Source organism: Streptomyces sp. NPDC058637, from assembly GCF_042717325.1.
In the GTDB taxonomy this organism is placed as follows: domain Bacteria; phylum Actinomycetota; class Actinomycetes; order Streptomycetales; family Streptomycetaceae; genus Streptomyces.
Map to the genome: position 1 here is coordinate 13116 of NZ_JBHXRD010000053.1, position 23774 is coordinate 36889.

Genomic DNA, 23774 nt, shown 5'->3' on the forward strand with positions numbered 1-23774 from the left:
GGCGGTGTCGGGAATGAGCACCCCCGGCCGGCACCGGTCATTCGGTGACGACTCTTGGCGCCTGCCGGAAGAGAGTTGCCGCCCCGTATGCCGCCCCGTATGCCGCCCCCGTATTCCTCGGGACGCCTGGCGGGTCGGGACTCACCCGCTGTTCCGCCCCGCGCGGACGGCCCACGGCATCGACGGGGCGTGCAGCCCGCACACGCTCCTTCCGCGCAGCGCCGCACGCGCGGCGTTGGCGCCAGGGGCTCCGTGCACGCCGCCGCCCGGGTGGGCCGAGGCCGATGCGAGGTACAGGCCCTTCACCGGCGTCTCGGGCCGCCCGGTACCGGCCGTCGGGCGGAACATGAGTTGCTGGTGCGCGGCTGCGGTCCCACCGTTGATCGCGCCGCCGTGCAGGTTGGCGTCCATGGACTCGAGGGTGGGCGGCGCGAGAAGACGCCGGGACATGATGCGGGAGCGGAACCCGGGGGCCCAGCGTTCGACTTCCAACTCCATGCGGTCGGCCATGGCTTCCTGCTCGCGCCGGTCCCATCGCCCCGTCAGGTTGTCCTCGCCCGCGTCTCCCTTGATCCGGTGCGGGACGTGGGTGTACGCCCAGGCCGACTCGGTGCCGGCGGGTGAGCGCGTGGCGTCGGCGGTGGTCATCTGCCCGAAGAGGAGGAAGGGCCGGTCGGGCACCTGGCCCGTCGCGATCTGGGCGGCGAAGCGGGTGAGACCGTCGACCCCGTCGGCCAGGTGGACGGTCCCGGCCGTGGACGCGTCCCCGGCGGTCCAGGGCACAGGACCATTCAGCGCCCAGTCGACCTTGAACGTCGCGAAGTCCCACTGGAACCGGCGCAGGTCGCTCAGCATCCGGCCGGGCAGGTGCCGTGCGTCGACCAGCTCGCCGTACAGCGCCGGGGCGGACACGTCGGCGAGGACGGCACGGGCGGCCGGTACGGCTTCGCCCCCCGCGGTGCGAACGCCGACGGCGCGGCCGCCGCGTACGACGACCTCGGTCACGCGCTCTCCGCAGCGGACCACCCCGCCGTGCCGTTCCAGCCGGCGCACCAAGGACGCCGTGAGCGCACCGGCTCCCCCGACCGGCACCGGGAAGCCGTAGGTCTGCCCGAGCATGGACATGAGCCATCCGTAGCCTCCGCTTCCCGCAGCCTCGGGGCCGAGGTCCGCGTGCAGCGCGTTGCCCGCGAGAAGGAGCCTGGCCGCCTCGCCCCGGAACTCCTCCTCCCCGAGGCGACGCACGGGCAGCACCATCGTCCGTGCCATCCGGAGACCGCCGGACGCCCGGAGCCGGGCAGCCAGACGGAGAGCGGAACGTACCGGCGGGAAGGGGGTGAACAGGGCCCGGAGGATGTCGGGACCCAGGCGACTCCATGTGCCGTACAGGTCGAGCCAGGCGGCCCCGTCACCTGCCGCGAACGTGTCCAGCCCCGCCGCTGTGTCCTGTGCCCCGCGTTCGAGGACCGCGCACCGGCCGTCCGGCAGCGGATGCGCCAGCACACGCGGGGCATGGCTCCAGCTGAGCCCCTCCTCCTGCAGCTCCAGACCGCCGAGGACCGGTGAGGCCGCGGCCAGCGGGTAGAACGCGCTGAAGAGGTCGCTCACGTAGTCGGGATGGACACCACGGTCACTGCGGACCGCACCGCCCGGCTCCCGCTGCGCCTCCAGCACCTCCACGCTCCACCCCGCAGCGGCGAGGAGATTCGCGGCGACGAGACCGTTCGGCCCCGCGCCGACAACCACCGCGTCCGGCATCGATACCTCCAGGTGTTCCGGACCTTCCGTCGGCCCCGCCGCCTCGCAGTTCAGGCAGCCGGCGGCCCGAGGTCACGCCGTGTGATGTGCGCGCTTCGCGTTCTTCTCCACGGTGTCCGCCAATCGCGCGAGTACGCTGCGGTGACGCACCTGGATCAGCGCGTCCGCGACTGCGTTGTGGAGCTTCCCGGCAGGCCCGCGCAGGGGGTGCTCATCGATGATCACCAGGGCGTCCTCACCCCACGGCCGGACCTCCAGGGCGATCCGGGCGGTCCCCAGCCGCCCGCTGTCGGCCTCCAGCTCCAGCACATTCGGGGCCTCGCAGCGTCGGACGACAGTGCTTCCCGCGGCAGACCACCGTCCCACACGAACCGTGTACGTGATGCTGGAGCCGACCCGCGGCCACACCCCCTCTTCAGGCCGCGAATCCGACGTCCCCACCACCCAGTCGCCGTAGCGCCTGCCGTCCGCGAGAACCGCCCAGACATCTTCCACGGTCCTTCTGATCAATCGGTTTCGTACGGCCATCAGTCCTCCAGATCGAGTCGGACGCAACCGGGCCCCTCCTGTACCCGACCGGTACGGGCCTACTCACTTTCGCAAGCATCCGGGGGTTCTGCCGCCTGCCGGGCACCCGGCCGGGTATACGGGACCACGTGAAACCTCGCACTGCGACGCCTCCGGAACCGGACTCCCCGGCCACCCTGAAGAGGTCCCTGACCACCCCGCTCCTCTACTTCTTCATCCTCGGGGACGTCCTCGGGGCGGGGGTGTATGTCCTGGTGGGCCAGGTCGCCGCCGAGTCGGGCGGCGCCGTGTGGGCTCCGCTGCTCGCGGCGTTGTGTCTGTCCCTGCTGACAGCGGCCTCCTACGCGGAGCTGGTCACCAAATATCCGCGTGCGGGCGGCGCCTCGCATTACGCCACCTTGGCCTACGGTCCGTTCGTCGGGTTCTTCGCCGGTTTCTGCATGCTCGCCGCCGGGGTCGTGTCGGTGGCCGCCCTGGCCCGCGGGTTCGGCGGCGACTACCTGTCCGAGTTCGTCTCTCCTCCCGTGGCGCTGGTGACGATCGTCTTCCTGGTCGCGCTGGCGCTGCTGAACGCGCGAGGGATCAGCGAGTCGACCCGGGCCAACGTCGTCGCCACCGTGATCGAGGTCGGCGGGCTGCTGCTCGTGATCGGGCTCGGAGCCTGGATGGTGCTGCGCGGCGACGGGGACGTGGGAAGGCTGACGGAGTTGGGCACCGCGGGCGAGGGGCCCGTGGCAGCCCTGCTGGGCGGAGCGGTGCTCGCCTACTACTCCTTCGTCGGGTTCGAGACCTCCGTCAACGTGGCCGAGGAGACCCGTGACCCCCGCCGTTCCTATCCGAGGGCGCTCTTCGCCGCGCTGGTCACGGCGGGCGCGGTGTACGCCCTGGTCGGAGCGGCCGCCGCGGCGGCCGTGCCGACCGGGAAGCTCGCAGGGTCGAGCGGGCCGCTCCTCGAAGTCGTCCGGGCCGCAGGCGGGGTCCCCACGGAACTCTTCAGCGCCGTCGCCCTGGTGGCCGTCGCGAACGGCGCCCTGCTGACGGGCATCATGTCCTCACGGCTGGCCTACGGCATGGCTCGCGACGGTCTCCTGCCCCGATTCCTGACGAAGGTGCTGCCCGGCCGGCGCACGCCCTGGGCCGCCATCGCCGTGACCACCGGCCTCGCGCTGCTCCTGGCGCTGACCGGCGATGTGTCCACGCTCGCCTCCACTCTGGTCCTGCTCCTCCTCGTGGTCTTCTTCCTCGTCAACACCGCGCTCCTGGTCCTGCGTCGCGACGCTGCCCCGCGCGAGCACTTCCGGGCGCCGACGGCCGTACCCGTTCTCGGAGCTGTGTCCTGCGTCGCGCTCGCGACTCGGATCGAGCACGAGGTCTGGCTGAGAGGGCTTCTCGTGCTGGCTGTCGGCGCGGTACTCGGCGCCGTCGCCGCGGCACGGTCACGGCGCAGCCGTGGCTGACCCCTCGCCCGCGCCGCCCTTCTCGCACCGCCTGACTCGCTGACGTGCCGACGAGTTCGGTGCGTACGCTCACGAGCCTGAACCCCGCGCGGCATCACTCGATGCCCGCCCGGGGCGAGAAGGCGGGCCCGGCCGCGCCCTGTGGCGCGGCGCGGGCGCCTACGAGGTGGGTGACGGTTCAGCGGGTGACGCTGTGGCGCTCGTTGGGGACGCAGTGAGTCATCGTGAGCCCGGTGACGTCCCGGGGGGCGTTCTCGCCGAGATGGGCGAGCCGCTCGCGTTCGTCGTCGCCGAGGTCCTGCGTGGACAGTGGTGACAGGTGCTTGACGTCCCCGGGACCGATCCCCAGGCCCTTGCCCACGCGGATGCCCAGATCGTTGTCGACCAGGAGGAAGTGCCAGACCATGCGCTCCTGGACCGGCCGTGCGCACTGGGCGAGAAGGTCGGTGAAGTTCTGGACCAGGTCGTCGCGCTCCCACGGCTCCATCAGCTGATAGCGCTGGCCGGCCTGCAGGTAGTCGTTCGTGCGCGGAATGCGGGCGCGGGTGAGGCGGCCGCGCAGTTCCGGCCCCTGGTCGTCATGCGTCGGATAGTGGCCCTCCCTCAGGCCACCGGTGATCGACGGTTCGTAGTTGACCTCGGGATTCTCGCCACTGTGGCTGTTGTCGTACGCCATCTGGCCGTCTCGCTGGTTGGTGGCCACACGCGCGTGCTTGGCCTGGTTGACCGGAAGCTGAAGGTAGTTGGGGCCTACTCGGTACCGCTGTGTGTCGCTGTACGAGAATGTCCGGCCGACCAGCATCTTGTCGTCCGAGAAGTCGAGCCCGTCGACGAGAACGCCGGTTCCGAAGGACACCTGCTCGTTCTCGGCGAAGTAGTTGTCCGGGACTCGATTCAGAACCATGCGTCCCACGGCCCGGGGCGGGAAGTCCTGCTCGGGCCAGGTCTTCGTGTCGTCCAGGGGGTCGAAGTCCAGTTCCGGGTGTTCGTCGTCCGACATCATCTGGACGACGAGTTCCCATTCGGGAAAGTCTCCGCGCCCGATCGCTTCGTAGAGATCCTTGGTCGCGTGCCCGAGGTCGGAGGCCTGGACGTTGGCCGCGTCCTCCTCGGTCATGCTCCTCACGCCCTGTTTGGGCATCCAGTGATACTTGACCAGCACCGTGTCACCCGTGCTGTTCACCCACTTGTAGGTGTTGACGCCGAAACCCTGCATGTGGCGGTAGTCGGCAGGGATGCCGCGGGGGCTGAACAGGTTCACCAGCATGTGCATGCTCTCCGGCGTCTGCGACATGAAATCGAAGATCCGGGCGGGCTTCTGCTCGTGGCTGACGGGGTCCGGTTTGAGCGCGTGAATCACATCGGGGAACTTGATCGCGTCCCGGATGAAGAAGACGCCGAGGTTGTTGCCGACGAGATCCCAGTTGCCGTCCTCGGTGTAGAACTTCACCGCGAATCCCCGTGGGTCCCGGGCCGCCTCGGAGGAGTCGCGGCCACCGATCACGGTCGAGAAGCGCACCGCCACATCCGTGCGCTTGCCCGCTTCCTGGAACAGCTTGGCACGGGTGTACCGACCGATCGGTTCCTCCCCCCACTTCCCGTACGCCTCGAAGAAGCCGTACGTGGTGACTCCGCGCGCATGCACGACACGCTCCGGAATGCGCTCCCGGTCGAAGTGGCTGATCTTCTCCAGGAACTGGTAGTTCTCCAGCGTCGCGGGCCCACGGGCACCGACCGTGCGCTGGTTCTGGTTGTCGTAGACCGGATGGCCCTGGCGGTTGGTCAGCACCGGACGTCTGGCGTCATCGGGCTCCGCGCTCCGGGTGTCGGTCATGACCTGTACTCCTTCTCCTCGGGTTCGTGTCGACCGACTGTTCCCCTTGGTGGTGTGAAGTACGGGAATACGAGGCAATGTCCGCCATCCGCCGCGTCGAATCGCTCCCATGGGCCGTCGGGCCCGCGGCACCGGGATCGCCGCCCGCGCCAGGGCGCCCCCATCCGTGCCCGCGACTGGTCACGAGTGAGAACCGGAAGGCTGGGCACCCGTGATCGGTGGGCCCGACGAACACCGGGGATCGACGCCCGCACGACACCGGATGATCAAACGTTGCGCGGGGGACGTACGGGCTGTGCCGGTGGCGGACGGTACGGATGAGGACGAGTCGCCGCACATCGGTTGGGGCGACACATGCAGCCGCACATGGGAGGCGCCCCGTTCGCTGCAGCCGGCGGCGTACAGCGGGTGCCTGGCACCGTCCGGATCTCCGTCGAGAGGCGACTGGGGAAGAGGACGCCGTGGTGATCGTCGACGAGCACCCACCGCGTGGACCGGGTGAGGTCTTTCCAGGCCTTTCCAGGCCTTTCCACCCGGAAACCGTCGCGCGAACCGGGCTGGAAGCGGGCCGCAGGACTGACAAGGCCGAAGGGCACAAGGATTCATGACACCTGGCACGACAACCTCGCGGACCGAGACCGGAAGGCTCACCGAGCCGGCCCGGTGGTGGCGGCGCGCCTTCTCCTGTTCGGGAGACGAGCGCGACACGCTACTGGTGATCGGAAAGAGCGCCCTCGCCGCCACCTTGGCCTGGGTGATCGCCTACGACGTACTCGACTCCCACGCACCGGCGTTCGCACCCTTCTCAGCGGTGCTGATCATGCAGGTGAGCGTCTATCGCTCGGTTCTGCAGTCGCTCCGCTACGTCGGTGCGGTCGTCGCGGGTGTTCTGGTGCAGGCCGCCCTCGGCTTCCTGGCCGGCCCAGACGTGTTGACCTTCGTGTTCGTCGCCCTCATCGCCCTCGCCATCGGGCGCTGGCACATCCTGGGCGTCCAGGGACCGCAGGTCGCCACCGCCGCCTTCTTCGCCTTCTCGACGTACACCTCGGCCTCCGGGGACTCCCAGCGCTTCTTCCGGCTGGGAGAGATCGTCGTACTCGTCCTCATCGGCTGCGTGATCGGAACTGTCGTCAACGTCCTCGTGGTTCCGCCGCTGCGCTACCGCAGCGCCGAGTACGGCATCCGCAACCTCGCCCACACCCTCCACGACCTCCTCGCCGACATGCATCCCGTCCTCGCCGAGGGAGTGCCCGAGCAGGACACCACCGGAGGATGGCGAGCCCGGGCAGCACGCGCCGAAGACATGATCGGGCCGGCCCGGTCGCGACTCCGGACAGCCGAGGAGAGTGCCCTGCTCAACCCACGCCGCCTGCTGCGGCCCTACCGGGAGCACCCTGGCTTCCAGGCTTACGAGGCGGTTCTCGGTGCCCTGGAACGCACGCTGTACCAGATGGCCTCCCTCACCCGCGGTCTCGACCGGTCCCGCGAGGAGGACGAGGCCCGCCAGCCGTTCCTCCAGCGTTACGCGGCGTTCCTGAAGTCCGTCAGCGCAGTGGCCGAGGTGCTGACGACGCTGGACGAGACCACCCTGCTCCCGCAGGCGGAGCGGCTGCTGCGCCTGGCCGACGAGGCCGAAGAGCGCCGCCGCGAGGTGGTCGAGGTATCTCACCGGCTGGCCGTATCCCTCACCGAGCCCTCCGCCCCGTACGGCACCCTGGTCATCGAGGCGACGCGGCTCATGGAGGAATTCCGGTACATCGGCGACGTCCTCCTCGAAGCCGCGAAGAAGGCAGACCGAGCGTCGCTATCCCGGAGGTCTCCCGGAACAGCGAGTCGAGACGGACGACCGTGACCTCGGCCGACAGTGTGTCCGTTCACGAGGTGTCCCGGTGGCTCGGGCATCGCTCGGTCAAGGTCACCGTGGACCGGTACGGCCACCTCACGCAGGACGGCCACCTCACGCAGGACGGTCAGGAGCGCTGCCGTCGGGTCGTCGAGGCGGCCGTCGGTTCCCTACGTGCTCAGGTCAGGCCGAGCGACCGCAGGACGCGGTGCTGAGCCGGTGTCGAGCTGACGGGCCAAAAGACGTAGCAGACCCCTCCTGTACCTCCTCTGACCTGCCCCTTCGCGTCGTAGCGCTTCGTCCGGAGCCAGATGTTCTCCCACTCGCGCCGGCGGTAGACGCGGCGCACGGCGTCGTTGTCCGGCGACGCGGGGTCGTTGGCGATCACGTCGCCGTCGGCCGTGAAGCCGATGACGGTCATCAGGTGGCCGGAGGTCCCGTAGCCCGCCCCGGTCAGCTCCTCCTCGAGGAAGGACTGTGACGTGATGACCGGGATGCCCGCGCCGATCAGCTTCTCCAGGTCCGCCAGCGACCGGAGCCGGGTGACGACCGCGGCCATGTCCTCGTACGTGGCGGCGTAGGCGGCGTTGAAGGGCCAGTTGCCGCAGCCCTCGTACTGGTAGTCGAAGGTGTGGCGGGCCGCGTGGCAGACCTGTGGGTCGGCGATACCGGGCTTGACCCAGGCGAGGTCCTGCGCTGTCGGCCTGCGCCCCCAGTACTCGATGATCATCTGCGAGGAGGTGGGGCTGCACCATGCCTCACCCCCGTTGTCGTACTCGGGGTACTCGCCCACGTGCACGTTCTGCGAGTAGCGGGGCACCGCCAGCTCACGGGCGAGCGCGGGGGTGCTCGCCGGCACGGTGAAGCGGTCCGGGACGTCCGAGGCCATCGCGCCGACCCGGTGGACCGTGGGCGTGAGGCGGCTGCCCGGGGTCCGGTGGAGGGTGAGCCGCAGCCGGTAGGAGACGAGGCGCAGCCCGCTCGCCGCGTCGTCCACCGAGAACGTGTCGGTCCAGACGCTGCTCCTGCCGTCGGTCTGGTCGTCGACGGAGGTCCGGCGGATGTCCGCGTCCCCCGACGCCCAGCGGCCCATGACGTACCAGGGGGTGTCCGTGCCGTCCGCGTAGCTGCCCCGCAGTTCGATCTGGATCCAGGTGCCCGCCGGCGTCCGGGCGTTCCAGGAGGCGATCACCTCGGTGGCCGGGACGGTGGAGCGGTGGACCGGCGAGGTCCAGGTGGCGTACTCCCAGCTGGTCGTCGTGCCGGTGTGCGGGTCGGTGTGGTCGGTGGTCCCGGCGGGGGTGGAGAACACCAGGCCCGGCCGGGCCCCGGCGACGGCGCGGGTCCCCACGGCGGAACCGGAGCGCCAGTCGGTGTACGTGCTCCAGAAACGGTTGTCCACGAGCGGGGCCGCCGCCGGTGAAGGGGAGGAGGGGGAGGCTGAGGAGGGGGCGGCCGTCGCGGGGCCGGCGGAGGCCGCCGTGCCCGCCCCGGCCGCCGCCGCGAGCGCGGCGGTGAGTACGGTCCTGCGTGAAGTCGGTCTGGTCATGGGCGAGACCCCCGGTCGTGAGCGGATTGGGGCTGCGGGTGCCGATCGGTGCGCCAACTATCGCGGGTCCGGGACGGATCCGGCCAGCGATTCGGCCCGTGCCGCCGGACCAATATTGGTCTGGTCCACTGACGTGACCTGCGGCTGCCCGGGCTCCGCTCCCGACGTCTCGTAGGGTGGGGGCATGAACGACCTGGCGGACCGCGCCCGCCGCCTGCGCACCCTGCCCCCGTCCTGCGGCCCGGTGCGGCTCATCGCGGTCGACGGTCACGCCGGATCCGGCAAGACCACCTTCGCGGGGCGGCTGGCCACCGCACTCGGCGGTGCCCCGGTGCTGCATCTGGACGACCTGGCCACCCATGAGGAGCTCTTCGCCTGGACGGACCGGCTCCGGGCGCAGGTGCTGGACCCGCTGTCGCGCGGCGAGCCCGCGCGCTGCACCCCGTACGACTGGACGGCACGGCGCTTCGGGCCGGCCCGGACGCTGGAACCCGCCCCCGTGATCCTGATCGAGGGTGTGGGGGCGGGCCGCACCGCGGTGCGTCCGTTCCTCGCGGGTCTGCTGTGGCTGGAGTTGGAGCGTGGACGGTCCTGGGAGCGGGGCCGGCTCCGCGACGGACCGGGGCTCACGGACTTCTGGGACGGGTGGACCGTCGCGGAACAGCGGCATTTCGCCGACGACCCCTCATATCCGTTCGCGGACGCGGTGATACGGCAGGTGCCAGCGGGATACGTGTGGCTGGAAGGGCCTCATGTGACAGCGGGAACGAGTCGTTTCCTCACGCAGGGTGAAGGCTGAGGGGAGCCCTGCGGGGTCTTCCGAAATGCCTCCGGAACCACCTCAACTCGGCTTGACCGAGGGGCCTTACAGGTCCTACGTTCATTGTGCGGCTTTTCGGAGCCCCCGCAGACGCGAAGCCCCCGGTTGTTCCCCCGTGACCGGGGGCTTCGTTCTGCCCCCGCACCCCCTCCCCCGCCTCCGGCGGACGTCTCCGCTCACCCTCGGTCACCACTGCCGAAGCGCCGGTATCGCCCTTAACCGCCCGCTCCCCGCGCGGGTACGATGCTGCCGGTGCGGTCAATTCCCGTCCCCGGAACAGTGATTCAACGCGCTCCGATGGGCATGCTGTGCGGGCGGGACATTCTGGGGGCACGGTTTGTGGGGGACCTGATGGACATCGGCACGCAGGGCACACAGGCCCCGGCCGACCTTGCCTGGCTGCGCGGCGTGGACGCCTACACGATGGGCGCGTACCCGCAGGCCGAAGAGGAATTCAGAACAGCGGTGCGCTTCGATCCGGGGATGGCGGACGGCTGGCTGGGCCTCCACGCGCTGCGGATCGACACCACCACGGCGCTCTTACGCATGTACCGCCATCGGGACCGCTTCGGTGAACAGCGCACCCGCCATCGCCGTACCCTCAACTCCTGGTACTGGCTGGGCTGGTGGGTGCAGCCGGTGCTGGAGAGCCCGCGTGATCTGCTCCTCGCGCACGCCTCGCACTGGCTGGACGGCCGCCATGTACCGGAGCTGGACCGGGCGCTGGCGGGTCTTCCGCCGGTCGACGCCGATCCGCAGGTGCGATTCCTGCACGCCTGCCGCTCCTATCTGGTCAAGGACTGGGAACAGCTCGTCCGCACCACGGAACAGCTCGTCGACGATCCGCTGCTGGGCATCGAGGCGGGACTCTTCGGCGGCATGGCCCGGGTGCGCCTGGAGATGTACGGGCAGGCCGAGCCGCTGCTGTCCGCCTCCCTGATGCGATGTCGCAGCGAGCAGCCGCAGCGCAAGGAGCTGCGCTACTGGCTGGCGCGGGCGCACGAGGGCACCGGCCGCAGCGCGGCGGCCCTGCCGCTGTACCGGGCGGTGCACCGCGTCGACCCGGCCTTCATGGACACGTCGGCCCGGCTCGCGGCGATCTCGGAGGGCGACGGTTACGACGATTCGGCCGACCTGGCCGCGGTGTCGCTGGCGGGCTTCGGTTCGGACGGTGCGGGCACGGAGGCCCAGCCGGACGGGGACTCGCTGCTGGGCACGGACCTGGTGGACGGCCGTGAGCCCTGGCCGGGCAGGGACGCCCAGGTCATGCCGGGAGCCGTCGTGCCGCCGCCCCGCACCAACGGGGTGCGGGAGAAACCGGCTCCGCCGGCGCCCGCGCCGTTCCCGGCCGGGCCGAGCGATCCCGCCCTGCTTGCCGAGGCGTTGGCCCAGCTGGAGCGGATGGTCGGACTCGAACCCGTGAAACGCCAGGTCAAGGCCCTTTCCGCGCAGCTCAACATGGCACGGCTGCGGGCCGAGCAGGGTCTGCCGGTGCAGCCGCCGAAGCGTCATTTCGTCTTCTCCGGCCCCTCCGGGACGGGCAAGACCACGGTCGCCCGTATCCTCGGCCGGGTCTTCTACGCACTCGGGCTGCTCGGCGGCGACCATCTCGTGGAGGCCCAGCGCTCCGACCTCGTCGGTGAGTTCCTCGGCCAGACCGCGGTGAAGGCCAACGAGCTGATCGATTCGGCGCTCGGCGGGGTGCTCTTCGTCGACGAGGCGTACAGCCTCTCCAACACCGGTTACAGCAAGGGCGACGCGTACGGGGACGAGGCCCTCCAGGTCCTCCTCAAGCGGGCCGAGGACAACAGGGATCATCTCGTCGTCATACTCGCGGGGTACCCGGAGGGCATGGACCGTCTGCTCTCCACCAATCCGGGGCTGTCCTCCCGCTTCACCACCCGCGTCGACTTCCCCAGCTACCGTCCGCTGGAACTGACCGCGATCGGCGGGGTGCTGGCCGCCGAGAACGGCGACGTGTGGGACGAGGAGTCCCTGGACGAGCTGCGCAGCATCAGCGGGCACGTGGTCGACCAGAGCTGGATCGACGAGCTGGGCAACGGCCGCTTCATCCGCACGCTGTACGAGAAGAGCTGCGCCTACCGTGATCTGCGGCTCTCCGGTTACACGGCCGAGCCGACCCGGGACGACCTGGCCACCCTGCGCCTGCCGGACCTGATGCAGGCGTACGGCGAGGTGCTGTCGGGGCGGGGACCGGCGGACCGGGGGAAGCAGGAGCCTGGGGCGGCGTGAGGGTGCGGGTTCCGGCGGTGCGGGGTTCCGGCGTTACGGCGACGGTCCCGGGTTCGGGCCGCCGGGCGGGCTCTTCCGTGCCCGCCCGGCGCCGGTTCATGCCGTCCTGAGACGGGTCACCGGGTCAGCCCCATGGGGGCCATGACCTTCGGCACCTCCACCGTGCGGCGGGGTACCGAGACCCGGTGCGCCGGGTCCCTGACCTCACCGACGAGCGTCTCCAGGACGTCCTCCATGGCGACCAGTCCGAGCACCTTGCCGGAGGCGTCGGCGACCTGCGCCAGATGCGTCGCCGCGCGGCGCATCACGGTCAGGGCGTCGTCCAGCGGGAGTTCCGCCCGCAGGGTCGCCATCGGACGCCAGATCTGCTGCGGGACGGCCCGCTCGCCGTCCTCCAGCTCCAGGACGTCCTTGACGTGCAGATAGCCCATGAACGGACCGCCGCCCTCCGCACAGACGGGGAAGCGGGAGTAGCCGGTCCGCACGGTCAGCTCCTCGATCATGCGCGGAGTGACGGACGGGTCCACCGTCACCAGCGACGCCCGGTCGAGCAGCACGTCGGTGACGGACCTGCTGCCCAGCTCCAGCGCGTCGCCCAGCCGCTCCCGCGCCTCCGGTTCCAGGAGACCGGCCTGTCCGGAGTCCTCCACCAGGCGGTTGAGCTGCTCGCTGGTGAAGACGGCCTCGACCTCGTCCTTCGGCTCGACGTCGAAGAGCCGCAGCACGAGCCGCGCACAGGTGCCGAGCGCCGCGGTGACCGGCCGGCAGAGCCGGGCGAAGCCGACCAGGCCGGGGCTGAGCCACAGCGCGGTCTTCTCCGGGGCGGCCATGGCCAGGTTCTTCGGGACCATCTCGCCGACGACGAGGTGGAGGACGACCACGGTGACGAGCGCCAGGGCGAAGCCGAGCGGGTGGATGAGCCCTTCGGGCACGTGTATCGCGTGGAAGACCGGTTCCAGGAGATGGGCCACGGTCGGCTCGGCGACCGCGCCGAGGGTGAGCGAGCAGAGGGTGATGCCGAACTGTGCGGCGGCCATCATCTGCGGCAGGTTCTCCAGGCCGTGGAGCACCTGGCCGGCCCGTTTCGATCCGCTCGCGGCGAGGGGCTCGATCTGGCTGCGCCGTACGGAGACGAGCGCGAACTCGGCACCGACGAAGAAGCCGTTCGCCAGTACGAGGACCCCGGCGAAGAGCAGTTGCACGAGGCTCATCGCACGGCCTCCAGCAGGCCTCGGGCGGCCTGCTCCGCCGTCGGTTCCGCGACGTCCGTCAGCCGGACGAAGCGGACCCGCTCGGCTCGGTAGTGGCCGACCTGGCGGACGGAGATGCGCCAGCCGGGCAGTTCGGCGCGGTCACCGGGAGCGGGAATGCGTCCCAGCAGGTCGGCGACCAGTCCCGCCACGGTCTCGTACGGCCCTTCGGGCACGTCGAGGCCTATCCGGAGCAGGGTCAGGACCCGGCAGCTGCCTTCCACGTCCCAGCCGGGACGTCCGTCGTCCGCTATGACCGACGTCAGCTCGGGGCGGTCGGAACCCTCGGCGTCGTGCTCGTCCCGCACCTCGCCCACGAGCTCCTCGATGATGTCCTCGAGGGTGACGACACCCGCGGTGCCACCGTATTCGTCGACCACGAGGGCGATCGGCTGGTCGCGGCGCAGCTGGCGGAGCAGCTGCTCCACGGGCAGGCTCTCGGGCACGAGGAGCGGGGGTACGGCGATCCGTCCCACCGAGGTGCGCATCCGGTCCTGCGCGGGTACGGCGAGGGCGTCCTTGAGGTAGACCATGCCGACGACCTCGTCGATGCGGTCCCGGTAGACGGGGAAACGGGAGAGGCCGGTCGCCCGGGTGAGGTTGAGGACGTCCGCCGCGGTCGCCGACGACTGCAGTGCGCTGACCCTCAACCGCGGGGTCATGACGTGCTGCGCGCTCAGTCCGGCCAGGGACAGGGTCCGTACGAAGAGGTCCGCGGTGTCCTGTTCGAGGGTGCCGGCCTCGGCGGAGTGCCGGGCGAGGGAGACCAGTTCTCCCGGGGTCCGGGCGGAGGCCAGTTCATCGGTGGGTTCGACACCCAGCAGCCGCACCAGCCGGTTGGCGAAGGTGTTCAGCGCGGTGATCACCGGGCGCAGGAGGGTGGAGAAGCGGTGCTGGGGGCCGGCGACGAACCGGGCGACCTGGAGCGGCCGGGAGATCGCCCAGTTCTTCGGTACGAGCTCGCCGATCACCATCTGGACGGCGGAGGCGAGCAGCATGCCGATCACGACGCTCACCCCGGAGACGGCCCCTCGGGGCAGTCCGGTGGCGGTGAGGGGGCCGGCGAGCAGCTGGGCGAGTGCGGGTTCGGCCAGCATGCCGACGACCAGTGAGGTGATGGTGATGCCGAGCTGGGTGCCGGAGAGCTGGAAGGAGAGTTCGCGCAGGGCCGCGACGACGGTGCGGGCCCGGCGGTCACCTTCGGCGGCGGCACGTTCGGCGTCCGGCCGTTCCACCGTGACGAGCCCGAATTCGGCTGCCACGAAGAATCCGTTGGCGAGGATGAGAAGGAATGCCGCGCTGAGCAGCAACAGGGGGGTGGTCATGCCGCCGTCTCCGGGGAGAGGGCGGCGCAGGTACTACCGGACGATCCGTCCATTGCTGGAGGGAGTCACTCCTTGGGTCGCAGGAATGCCCCGCGGGCCTCGTGGACCTCTCGTGCGGGGCGGGGCGCGCATGGCGCCTCCGCCCTACAGAGTAATCAAGAAGGGGCCTCGCGGGGCAGGGGGCTCAGCCGTTCCCGGCGGCGCCGTCCACTCCACTGCCGTGGAATTCGGCGAGCGCGCGGAGCGTACGGGCGTCGCGGATGGCCTGCTCCCTGGCGATTCCGGGCTGGATTCCGAGCGCGGGGTGGCTCGTTCCGTCGCTGAGGTCGAGGAAGACCCACGGGTCACCGGCCCGCAGGTTGACGCGCACGATCTCCGCCCAGGACAGCCGTCGGGTCCGGGTGATGTTGACCACGGTGATCCCGGTGCTGTCGGCGACGATCCTGGGCCTGCTGAGCAGGGCGAGGACACCGAGGAAGAGCAGCGCGACGAAGACGAAGCTGGTCCGCTCCCCCGGGCTCAGGTGCTCCAGTATCACCGCGATCGCGGTGATGACGACGAACATGATCGCTCCCACGGACAGCAGGACCACCCGGGTGCGGGTGGGCCGGAAGGTGGCCGGGAGGGTGGGGAGGTCGGTCGGCCTGGGCGCGGGGGCGGACATGATGCGCTGTCGTCCTTGTCCTTGGGCGTTCTCTGGTGCCGGGATGCCGGGGTAGGGAGCCGTCGTCAGAGGCGGCAGGCGTGGATGGCCGTCGTGAGGATGGCGCGGGCCCCGAGCTCGTACAGGTCGTCCATGATCCGCTGGGCCTCCTTGGCGGCGACCATGGAGCGGACGGCCACCCAGCCCTCGTGGTGCAGCGGGGAGATGGTCGGCGACTCCAGGCCCGGGGTGAGGGCCACGGCGCGCTCCAGGTGCTCGACGCGGCAGTCGTAGTCCATCATCACGTAGCTACGGGCCACCAGGACGCCCTGCAGCCGGCGCAGGAACTGCTGCACCTTGGGCTCGTCGCCGGGGGCGCCCTTGCGGCGGATCACGACGGCTTCCGACGTCATGATCGGTTCGCCGATGACTTCGAGGCCCGCGTTGCGCATGCTGGTCCCGGTCTCCACCACGTCCGCGATGACCTCGGCGACACCGAGCTCGATGGCGGTCTCGACGGCGCCGTCGAGGTGGACGACGGAGGCGCTGACGCCGATGTCGGCGAGGTGCTTGGCGACGATGCCCTCGTAGGAGGTGGCGATCGTCATGCCGTCGAAGTCCTGCGGGCCGGTGGCCGTGCCGGGCTTGGTGGCGTAGCGGAAGGTGGAACGGGCGAAGCCGAGCTGGAGGATCTCCTCGGCCTCGGCACCGGAGTCCAGCAGCAGGTCGCGGCCGGTGATGCCGATGTCCAGCCGGCCGGAGCTGACGTAGATCGCGATGTCGCGCGGCCGGAGGTAGAAGAACTCGACCTCGTTCGTCGGGTCGACGAGGACGAGCTCCTTGGACTCCTTGCGCTGCCGGTAGCCCGCCTCATGGAGCATCGCCATCGCAGGCCCGGAGATTGCACCCTTGTTGGGGACGGCGATGCGCAGCATGAGGTCAGGTTTCCTTTGTGCGGAGGGAGTTCTGGGAACGTGCTGGGGGCGTGCTCAGAGGTGGGCGTAGACGTCGTCGAGGGAGATTCCGCGGGCGACCATCATCACCTGGACGTGGTACAGCAGCTGCGAGATCTCCTCGGCGGCGGCTTCCTTGCCCTCGTACTCGGCGGCCATCCAGACCTCGGCGGCCTCCTCGACGACCTTCTTGCCGATGGCATGCACGCCCTTGTGCACCAGTTCGGCGGTGCGCGAGGTGGAGGGGTCGCCGTCGGCGGCCTTGAGCTGCAGCTCGGCGAAGAGCTCTTCGAAGGTTTTGTTCGCCATGATGGTCCTTAGAATACGGGGTCCGAAACCCTCGCTCAGCGCCAGGGTTCGCTGACGGTGCGCAGCGTGGCGGCGGTGGCGACGGCGGCGGTGACCGCTTCGTGCCCCTTGTCCTCGTTGGACCCCTCGAGTCCGGCCCGGTCCAGGGCCTGCTCCTCGGTGTCGCAGGTGAGGACGCCGAAGCCGACGGGCACTCCGGTGTCGACGGTGACCTGGGTGAGGCCGAGGGTGACGCCCTGGGACACGTACTCGAAGTGGGGGGTGCCGCCGCGGATGATCACTCCGAGGGCGACGATCGCGTCGTAGCCGCGTCCGGCGAGGACCTTGGCGACCACCGGGAGCTCGAAGCTGCCGGGGACCCGGAGCAGTGTCGGTTCGTCGATGCCCAGGTCGTGCAGGGCTCGCAGGGCCCCGTCGACGAGCCCGTCCATGACCTTCTCGTGCCACTGGGCCGCGATCACCGCCACCCGCAGGTCACCGCAGTTGCGTACGGACAGTTCGGGTGCGCCCTTGCCGCTCATGTCTCTCCTACTTCGTGGGGTTCGTGTCCGGTAGCCACGGGCGGTCCGTGCGGGCCGCCCGCGGTGCTCACTGGTTGGCGCAGGTCGACGCGGCGGTGGCGTCGAGCCAGGGCAGGTCGTGCCCCATGCGGTCCCGCTTGGTGCGCAGGTACCTCAGATTGTGCTCACCGGCCTGTACGGGCATGGGTTCGCGCCCGGTGATGCCCAGCCCGTGGCGTACGAGCGCGGCGGTCTTCTCCGGGTTGTTGGTCATGAGCCGCACGCTGCGCACGCCGAGGTCCTGGAGGATCCGCGCGCCCGCCGCGTAGTCCCGCGCGTCTGCCGGGAGGCCGAGTTCGAGGTTGGCGTCGAGGGTGTCGGCGCCGCGCTCCTGGAGTTCGTACGCGCGGAGCTTGGACAGCAGTCCGATGCCGCGGCCCTCGTGACCCCGCAGGTAGACGACGACGCCGCGGCCCTCGGCGGTGACGCGTTCCATCGAGGCGTGCAGCTGGGGGCCGCAGTCGCAGCGCTGGGACTGGAAGATGTCGCCGGTCAGGCACTCGGAGTGGACCCGGACGAGGATGTCCTCGCCGTCGCCGATGTCGCCGTGGACGAGCGCGACGTGCTCGACGCCGTCGACGGTGGAGCGGTAGCCGTACGCGGTGAACGCGCCGAACGAGGTGGGCAGCCGGACCTCGGCCTCGCGGCGGACGGTCGGCTCGGAGCTGCGCCGGTAGGCGATCAGGTCCTCGATGGAGATGATCGTCAGGCCGTGCTTGCGGGCGAACGGGACGAGTTCGGGCAGCCGGAGCATCACCCCGTCCTCGCCGGCGATCTCGACGATGGCGCCGGCGGGGCGCAGTCCGGCGAGCCGGGCCAGGTCGACGGCGGCCTCGGTGTGGCCGTTGCGTACGAGGACTCCGCCGGAGCGGGCCCGGAGCGGGAAGACGTGTCCGGGCCGGACGAAGTCGCCCGGGCCCGCCCTGCCGCCCGCCAGCATCCGGAGCGTGGTGGCCCGGTCGGCGGCGGAGATGCCGGTGGTCACCCCGTGTGCGGCGGAGGCGTCCACGGAGACGGTGAAGGCGGTCTGCATCGACTCGGTGTTGTCGTCGACCATCTGCGGGAGTTCGAGGCGTTCCAGCTCGTCGTTCTCCATGGGCGCGCAGATCAGACCGCGGCACTCGGTCATCATGAACGCGATGATCTCGGGAGTCGCCTTCTCGGCGGCGATGACGAGGTCGCCCTCGTTCTCCCGGTCCTCGTCGTCGACGACCACGACGGGCCGGCCTGCGGCGATGTCGCGGATCGCCTGCTCGACGGGGTCCAGGGACAGGTCTTCGGCCGCACGGTCGTGCAGCCAGGTGGGCTGGGCAGTCATGCCGTGGCTCCTTCCAGAGCGGGTGTCCGCGTACGCAGCCACCAGTCGCGCATGCCCCACAGGACGAGGGCGCCGTAGACGACGTAGATGAGACCGGAGAAGGCGAGTCCGCTGTGGAAGTTGAGCGGTACGCCGACGAGGTCGACGAGTAGCCACGCGAACCAGAACTCGACCATGCCGCGGGCCTGGGCCACCATCGCGACGAGCGTGCCGGCGAAGATGTACGCGTCCGCCCACGGGCTCCAGGAGAGCGAGGGGAAGGCGGTGAAGAGGCCGCCCACCGCGAGGGTGCCGACGACGGCGCCGCCCAGCAGGTACCCGCGCTCGCGCCAGGTGGCGAAGCGCACGGCGATGGAGCCGTCCTGGGCCTGCTGCCTGCCGCGGGTCCACTGCTGCCAGCCCCAGACGGCGACGGCGATGACGATCAGCTGCTTGCCGACGCTGCCCGCCTGCTGCACGGACACGTTCGCCGCGACCAGGACCACGCCGGACAGGAGCTGGGCGGGCCAGGTCCAGACCGAGCGGAGCCAGCCGAGGGCCAGGGCGATCAGACCGATCGTGTTGCCGAGCATGTCCGACCAGATGATGTGCTGCCCGAAGGCGGTGAACGCCTCCGAGTTCAGCCAGTCCAGGGTGCTCATGCGACCGGCTCCCCGGAATCCCGCGTGGCCGTCCCGCCGAGCAGCCGCTCGACGTACTTCGCGAGGACGTCCACCTCGAGGTTGACCGGGTCGCCGGGCCCCTTGATGCCGAGCGTGGTCAGCGCGAGGGTGGTGGGGATGAGGCTGATGGTGAAGTGGTCGGTGCCCGCGTCGACGACGGTGAGGCTCACCCCGTCGACCGTGATCGAGCCCTTCTCCACGACGTAGCGGGTCAGCTCGGCGGGTAGGGCGATCTTCACGATCTCCCAGTTCTCGGAGACCGTGCGCTCGATGATGCGGCCCGTGCCGTCGACGTGGCCCTGGACGATGTGCCCGCCGAGCCGGCCGCCGAGCGCCATGGGGCGCTCCAGGTTGACCCGGGAGCCGGTCGTCAGCGCGCCGAGGCTGGAGCGGTTCAGCGTCTCGGCCATCACGTCGGCGGTGAACTCGTCCTCGCCGAGGTCCACGACGGTGAGGCAGACACCGTTGACGGCGATGGAGTCGCCGTGTTTGGCACCTTCGGTGACAACGGGGCCGCGCAGTCGGAAGCGGGAGGCGTCGTCGAGCTTCTCGACGGCGGTGACCTCACCCAGTTCTTCGACAATTCCGGTGAACACTCAGTTTCCCTTCCGAGCAAGGACGGGGACGGCGGTGATGCGCAGATCGGGACCGATACGGACGGTCCCGGTCACATCGAGGCGCAACGCCTGGGAGAGGGTGGTGATTCCGGCGTCGGCGAGGGCCGCAGGGCCCGCGCCGAGGAGAACCGGGGCGAGATAGCCGACGACGGTGTCGACCGCTCCCGCGGCGACGAAGGAGCCGGCCAGGACCGGGCCGCCTTCGAGGAGTACGGAGCGGACGCCGCGCCCGTGCAGGGCGGCGAGCAGGGCCGGGATGTCCAGGCCGGGGCCGGTCGCGGCGCGTGGCAGGCGCAGCACGGTGTCCTCGGGGAGGTGTGCGCTGTCGGCGTCGGCGGCGACCGCGATCAGGGTGGGTGCCGTGCCGTCGAGGACCCGGGCTCCGGGACGTACGGCGGTGGCGGCGGTGTCGACGACCACCCGGAGCGGCTGGGTGGCGCCCTCGATGCCGCGTACGCCCAGCTGGGGGTCGTCGGCGCGGGCGGTTCCCGAGCCGACCACGACGGCGTCGGCCTCGGCCCGCAGCCGGTGGACGTCGGCGCGGGACTCGGGCGAGGTGATCCAGCGGCTGGTGGCGTCGGCGGCGGCGATGCGGCCGTCGAGGGTGGCCGCGTACTTCCACAGGACGTACGGGCGGCCGAGCCGTACCGAGGTGAGCCAGGCGGTGTTGCCCGCCTCGGCCTCGTCGGCGAGGAGGCCCCGATCCACCTGGACGCCCCCGGCGCGCAGGGTGTCCGCACCGCCGGTGGCTTGCGGGTTCGGGTCGCCGACGGCGTACACGACGCGGCGGACTCCGGCGTCCAGGAGCGCCTGGGCGCAGGGGCCGGTGCGGCCTGTGTGGTTACAGGGTTCGAGGGTGACGTATGCGGTGCCGCCACGGGCCCGTTCGCCGGCCGCGCGCAGGGCGTGGATCTCGGCGTGCGGCCCTCCGGCGCGCTGATGGAAGCCCTCACCGGCCTGCTGTCCGGCGGCGTCGAGGATGACGCATCCGACGACCGGATTGGGGCTGGTGGCGCCGAGTCCGCGGGCCGCGAGCGTGATCGCCCGCCGCATGGCGTCCATATCGGCTGCGGTGGCCACCGGGTCCTCCTGCCTCTTCGGGCACGGACTCCGGGGCCTGTCGATGACGACAGATGAAGCGGAACGCAACAGGGGACGCCGCGACCGAGGACACGGATGCGACCGTCCCGGGAGATCCCGGAACGCATCCGCCGACGGCGGCGTACCTGTGACGGCCCGCCGCGCACTGCCTCCCATCCGGACTTTAACCGTCGGTCCAGGAATCTCACCTGGTCAACCGGCCGCTGGATGCGGACGGGTCGCGGACTGTAACCGCCGGTTCGGAATTGCACCGACCCCGGAGTGCGCTGCTACTGGTACAGGACACATTGTGCCACGACCGGCCATGGGCCGAACGGGCGTCTTCTGTGGCACCGCTCACAGACCGGATGGAGCCTCCGCTCACGCCGGGGCGGGCTCCTGGACGGGACAACGACCCCCAAATGGTCCAGACCTATTGACTCACTGGTCTAGTCCTCTTAATCTCTGCGTCACCTCCGAGGAACGTCTGCCGGGTGTGCGCACACCCGGACACCGTGCACATCGCGAAGCCCCCCTGCCAGTTGTGTTCTGCCGACCTCCCCAGGAGGAACAACACATGCTGTCCCCCACCCGTGCGAGAACCACCCTGCTCGCAGCCGGCGCAGCCGTCGCCGGACTGCTGCTGGGCTCGCTCACCGCCGCCCCCTCGGCCGCCGCCGCCGGCCAGGAGTCCTGTCGCCCCGACGGGCTGTACCGGACCCCCGGCGTCGACGTGCCCTACTGCTCCGTCTACGACGGTGAGGGCCGCGAGAAGATGGGCGCCGACCATCAGCGGCGCGTCATCGGCTACTTCACCAACTGGCGGACCGGCAAGGACGGCAAGCCGGCCTACCTCGCCCCGGACATCCCCTGGGACAAGGTCACCCATCTGAATTACGCGTTCGCGCACATCGACGGCGCCAACAAGATCTCCGTGGGCGCGGACAGCCCGCGGAACGCCTCCACCGGGATGACCTGGCCCGGTGTCGCGGGTGCCGAGATGGACCCCGCCCTCCCCTACAAGGGGCATTTCAACCTGCTCAACAAGTTCAAGAAGCAGCACCCCGACGTGAAGACCCTCGTCTCGGTGGGCGGCTGGGCCGAGACCGGCGGCTACTTCGACGACAACGGCGACCGGGTGGACTCCGGCGGCTTCTACTCGATGGCCACGAACGCCGACGGCTCGGTCAACCGGAGCGGTATCGACACCTTCGCCGACTCGACCGTCACCTTCCTCCGGACGTACGGGTTCAACGGCGTCGACATCGACTACGAGTACCCGACGACGATGAAGGACGCGGGCAATCCGCTCGACCACGCGCTGTCCAACGCCCGCCGGGCGGGTCTGGTCAAGGGCTACGCCGCCCTGATGAAGACACTGCGCGAGAAGCTCGACCGCGCGTCCGCCGCCGACGGCAAGCACTACCTGCTGACCGTCGCGGCACCCTCCTCCGGCTACCTGCTGCGCGGCATGGAGACGTTCCAGGTCCAGAAGTACCTGGACTACGTGAACATCATGTCCTACGACCTGCACGGCGCCTGGAACGAGTACGTCGGGCCGAACGCCTCGCTCTACGACGACGGCAAGGACGCCGAACTGGCCCAGGCCGGCGTCTACTCCACCTCGCAGTACGGCGGGACCGGCTACCTCAACACCGACTGGGCCTACCACTACTTCCGCGGCTCCATGCCGGCCGGCCGGATCAACATCGGGCTGCCGTACTACACCCGCGGCTTCAAGAACGTGCAGGGCGGCACGAACGGGCTGTGGGGCAAGGCCGCCACCACGGACTGCCCCGCGGGCGCCGGTCTGACCAAGTGCGGCGACGGGGCCGTCGGCATCGACAACCTCTGGCACGACAAGGACACCGCGGGCAAGGAGGCCCCGGCGGGCTCCAACCCCATGTGGCACGCCAAGAACCTGGAGAAGGGTGTCGTCGGCGACTACGTCACGCGGTACGGCTTCCCGGCCGGCACCGAGCTGACCGGCACCTATGTCCGCAACTACGACTCGACGCTGGTCGCGCCCTGGCTGTGGAACGCGCAGAAGAAGGTCTTCCTGTCCACCGAGGACGAGCAGTCGGTGGCCGCGAAGGCGGACTACGTCGTCGACAAGGGCATCGGCGGCACGATGATCTGGGAGCTCGCGGGCGACTACGGCTGGAACGCCGCCAAGGGGCAGTACGAGCCGGGCTCCACGCTCACGTCGGCGATGTACGACGCGTTCAGGTCGGCCACCCCGTACGGCGCGAAGCGGTCGACCGTTGACCTGCCCACCGAGGCCCTCGACATCGACGTGTCGTTCGAGCAGTTCCCGCTGGGCGACTCGAACTACCCGATCGGCCCGAAGCTGAAGATCACCAACAACACGTCGGCGACCCTGCCGGGCGGCACGGAGTTCCGGTTCGACTACGCGACCTCGGCCCCCGCCAACGCCAAGGACCAGTCGGGCTTCGGTACGACGATCGTGCGCAGCGACCACACCGCGGCGAACAACATCGGCGGCCTGAAGGGCGACTACAACCGGGTCTCGCTGAAGCTGCCCGCCTGGCAGACGCTGGCCCCGGGAGCCTCCGTACAACTGGACTTCGTCTACTACCTCCCGACGTCGACCCCGTCCAACTGGACGGTGACCTTCGACGGGTCCACCTACTCCCTGGCCGGGGACCTGGCACGCGGCACCACCGTGGTCCAGCCGGGGACGGGGACCGGCCCCACCCCGACGCCCACCCCGGATCCGGGCGGCGGCAGTTGCCCGGCGACGGCGTGGAGCGCCACGGCGGAGTACGGCGGGGGCGCGACGGTGAGCCACGGCTCGCACACGTGGAAGGCCCGGTGGTGGACGAAGGGCGAAACGCCCGGCTCCACCGGTGAGTGGGGCGTCTGGCAGGACCTCGGCGCCTGCTGAACCCGGGGCTGACCGCCCGGGGGGGGCCCGGCCCAACCCCGGGCCCCCCCGGCGGCCCGCCGGGGGGGGCCTACCCCCGAGAAGGACAAAGCGTTGCGGGGCCCCCC

At 70.6% G+C, this 23774-nt stretch carries 19 protein-coding genes and 1 riboswitch; of the genes, 5 read left to right on the forward strand and 14 right to left on the reverse strand.

The genetic code is table 11. The annotated features are described in order from the left end of the window. Positions 1-141 precede the first annotated feature (141 nt). Both ACFWVP_RS33285 and ACFWVP_RS33290 read right to left on the reverse strand, forming a co-directional pair. A complete protein-coding gene (locus ACFWVP_RS33285; protein ID WP_384501728.1) occupies positions 142-1758 on the reverse strand; it encodes a phytoene desaturase family protein in 1617 nt (538 codons plus the stop codon). A gap of 72 nt (positions 1759-1830) precedes the next feature. Then, positions 1831-2286, reverse strand: coding sequence for an SRPBCC family protein (locus tag ACFWVP_RS33290; protein ID WP_384501729.1), 456 nt, complete (start codon positions 2284-2286; stop codon positions 1831-1833). A 128-nt stretch (positions 2287-2414) separates the two neighbouring features. On the opposite strand from ACFWVP_RS33290, the gene ACFWVP_RS33295 reads away from it, so the two are divergent. Then, positions 2415-3743 (forward strand): APC family permease, encoded by a 1329-nt coding sequence (locus tag ACFWVP_RS33295; RefSeq protein ID WP_384501730.1) that lies wholly within the window; start codon positions 2415-2417, stop codon positions 3741-3743. A 178-nt stretch (positions 3744-3921) separates the two neighbouring features. Here ACFWVP_RS33295 and ACFWVP_RS33300 read toward each other — a convergent pair whose 3' ends face one another. Then, positions 3922-5577 carry a catalase gene (locus tag ACFWVP_RS33300; RefSeq protein ID WP_384501731.1) on the reverse strand — a complete coding sequence of 552 codons (1656 nt, stop codon included), beginning with the start codon at positions 5575-5577 and terminating at the stop codon, positions 3922-3924. A 604-nt stretch (positions 5578-6181) separates the two neighbouring features. Between ACFWVP_RS33300 and ACFWVP_RS33305 the strand changes: the two genes are divergently transcribed. Then, positions 6182-7429, forward strand: coding sequence for an aromatic acid exporter family protein (locus ACFWVP_RS33305; RefSeq protein ID WP_384501732.1), 1248 nt, complete (start codon positions 6182-6184; stop codon positions 7427-7429). A 169-nt stretch (positions 7430-7598) separates the two neighbouring features. Here ACFWVP_RS33305 and ACFWVP_RS33310 read toward each other — a convergent pair whose 3' ends face one another. Next, positions 7599-8969, reverse strand: coding sequence for a peptidase C39 family protein (locus ACFWVP_RS33310; RefSeq protein WP_384501733.1), 1371 nt, complete (start codon positions 8967-8969; stop codon positions 7599-7601). A gap of 184 nt (positions 8970-9153) precedes the next feature. On the opposite strand from ACFWVP_RS33310, the gene ACFWVP_RS33315 reads away from it, so the two are divergent. Together ACFWVP_RS33315 and ACFWVP_RS33320 are read left to right on the forward strand one after the other, a co-directional pair. Further along, positions 9154-9768: a uridine kinase gene (locus tag ACFWVP_RS33315; RefSeq protein WP_384501734.1), complete on the forward strand. Its 615-nt coding sequence runs from the start codon at positions 9154-9156 to the stop codon at positions 9766-9768. A 372-nt stretch (positions 9769-10140) separates the two neighbouring features. Continuing rightward, positions 10141-12042, forward strand: a complete 1902-nt coding sequence (locus tag ACFWVP_RS33320) for an AAA family ATPase (RefSeq protein ID WP_384501735.1) — start codon at positions 10141-10143, stop codon at positions 12040-12042. A 116-nt stretch (positions 12043-12158) separates the two neighbouring features. Here the strand turns inward: ACFWVP_RS33320 and ACFWVP_RS33325 are convergent, their stop codons facing one another. The 10 genes from ACFWVP_RS33325 to ribD all read right to left on the reverse strand — a co-directional run bounded on the left by ACFWVP_RS33325 (position 12159) and on the right by ribD (position 20759). After that, positions 12159-13253: a hemolysin family protein gene (locus ACFWVP_RS33325; RefSeq protein ID WP_384501736.1), complete on the reverse strand. Its 1095-nt coding sequence runs from the start codon at positions 13251-13253 to the stop codon at positions 12159-12161. Beyond that, the gene (locus ACFWVP_RS33330; RefSeq protein ID WP_384501737.1) at positions 13250-14617 is read right to left on the reverse strand and encodes a hemolysin family protein; all 1368 of its coding nucleotides are present in this window, start codon (positions 14615-14617) and stop codon (positions 13250-13252) included. The genes ACFWVP_RS33325 and ACFWVP_RS33330 overlap by 4 nt, the downstream gene beginning before the upstream one ends. Positions 14618-14801: 184 nt before the next feature. Beyond that, positions 14802-15281: a PH domain-containing protein gene (locus ACFWVP_RS33335; RefSeq protein WP_384501738.1), complete on the reverse strand. Its 480-nt coding sequence runs from the start codon at positions 15279-15281 to the stop codon at positions 14802-14804. A gap of 65 nt (positions 15282-15346) precedes the next feature. Then, positions 15347-16195 (reverse strand): ATP phosphoribosyltransferase, encoded by an 849-nt coding sequence (gene hisG / locus ACFWVP_RS33340; protein ID WP_384501739.1) that lies wholly within the window; start codon positions 16193-16195, stop codon positions 15347-15349. A gap of 54 nt (positions 16196-16249) precedes the next feature. Further along, the gene (locus tag ACFWVP_RS33345; protein WP_384501740.1) at positions 16250-16522 is read right to left on the reverse strand and encodes a phosphoribosyl-ATP diphosphatase; all 273 of its coding nucleotides are present in this window, start codon (positions 16520-16522) and stop codon (positions 16250-16252) included. A 35-nt stretch (positions 16523-16557) separates the two neighbouring features. Continuing rightward, a complete protein-coding gene (gene ribH, locus ACFWVP_RS33350; protein WP_362839990.1) occupies positions 16558-17043 on the reverse strand; it encodes a 6,7-dimethyl-8-ribityllumazine synthase in 486 nt (161 codons plus the stop codon). Between the two features lie 67 nt (positions 17044-17110). Further along, positions 17111-18400, reverse strand: coding sequence for a bifunctional 3,4-dihydroxy-2-butanone-4-phosphate synthase/GTP cyclohydrolase II (locus ACFWVP_RS33355; protein ID WP_384501741.1), 1290 nt, complete (start codon positions 18398-18400; stop codon positions 17111-17113). Next, entirely contained in the window at positions 18397-19041 is a 645-nt protein-coding gene (locus ACFWVP_RS33360) for a nicotinamide riboside transporter PnuC (protein ID WP_384501742.1), read from the reverse strand. Before ACFWVP_RS33360 ends, ACFWVP_RS33355 begins: the two co-directional genes overlap by 4 nt. Beyond that, entirely contained in the window at positions 19038-19658 is a 621-nt protein-coding gene (locus ACFWVP_RS33365) for a riboflavin synthase (RefSeq protein WP_384501743.1), read from the reverse strand. Before ACFWVP_RS33365 ends, ACFWVP_RS33360 begins: the two co-directional genes overlap by 4 nt. Next, positions 19659-20759, reverse strand: coding sequence for a bifunctional diaminohydroxyphosphoribosylaminopyrimidine deaminase/5-amino-6-(5-phosphoribosylamino)uracil reductase RibD (gene ribD / locus ACFWVP_RS33370; protein WP_384501744.1), 1101 nt, complete (start codon positions 20757-20759; stop codon positions 19659-19661). 159 nt (positions 20760-20918) lie between these two features. Continuing rightward, a riboswitch (FMN riboswitch) is annotated at positions 20919-21049 on the reverse strand. A 287-nt stretch (positions 21050-21336) separates the two neighbouring features. Between ribD and ACFWVP_RS33375 the strand changes: the two genes are divergently transcribed. Further along, complete coding sequence (locus ACFWVP_RS33375; RefSeq protein WP_384501745.1) at positions 21337-23667, forward strand: chitinase C-terminal domain-containing protein; 2331 nt, start codon at positions 21337-21339, stop codon at positions 23665-23667. Positions 23668-23774: the final 107 nt, after the last annotated feature.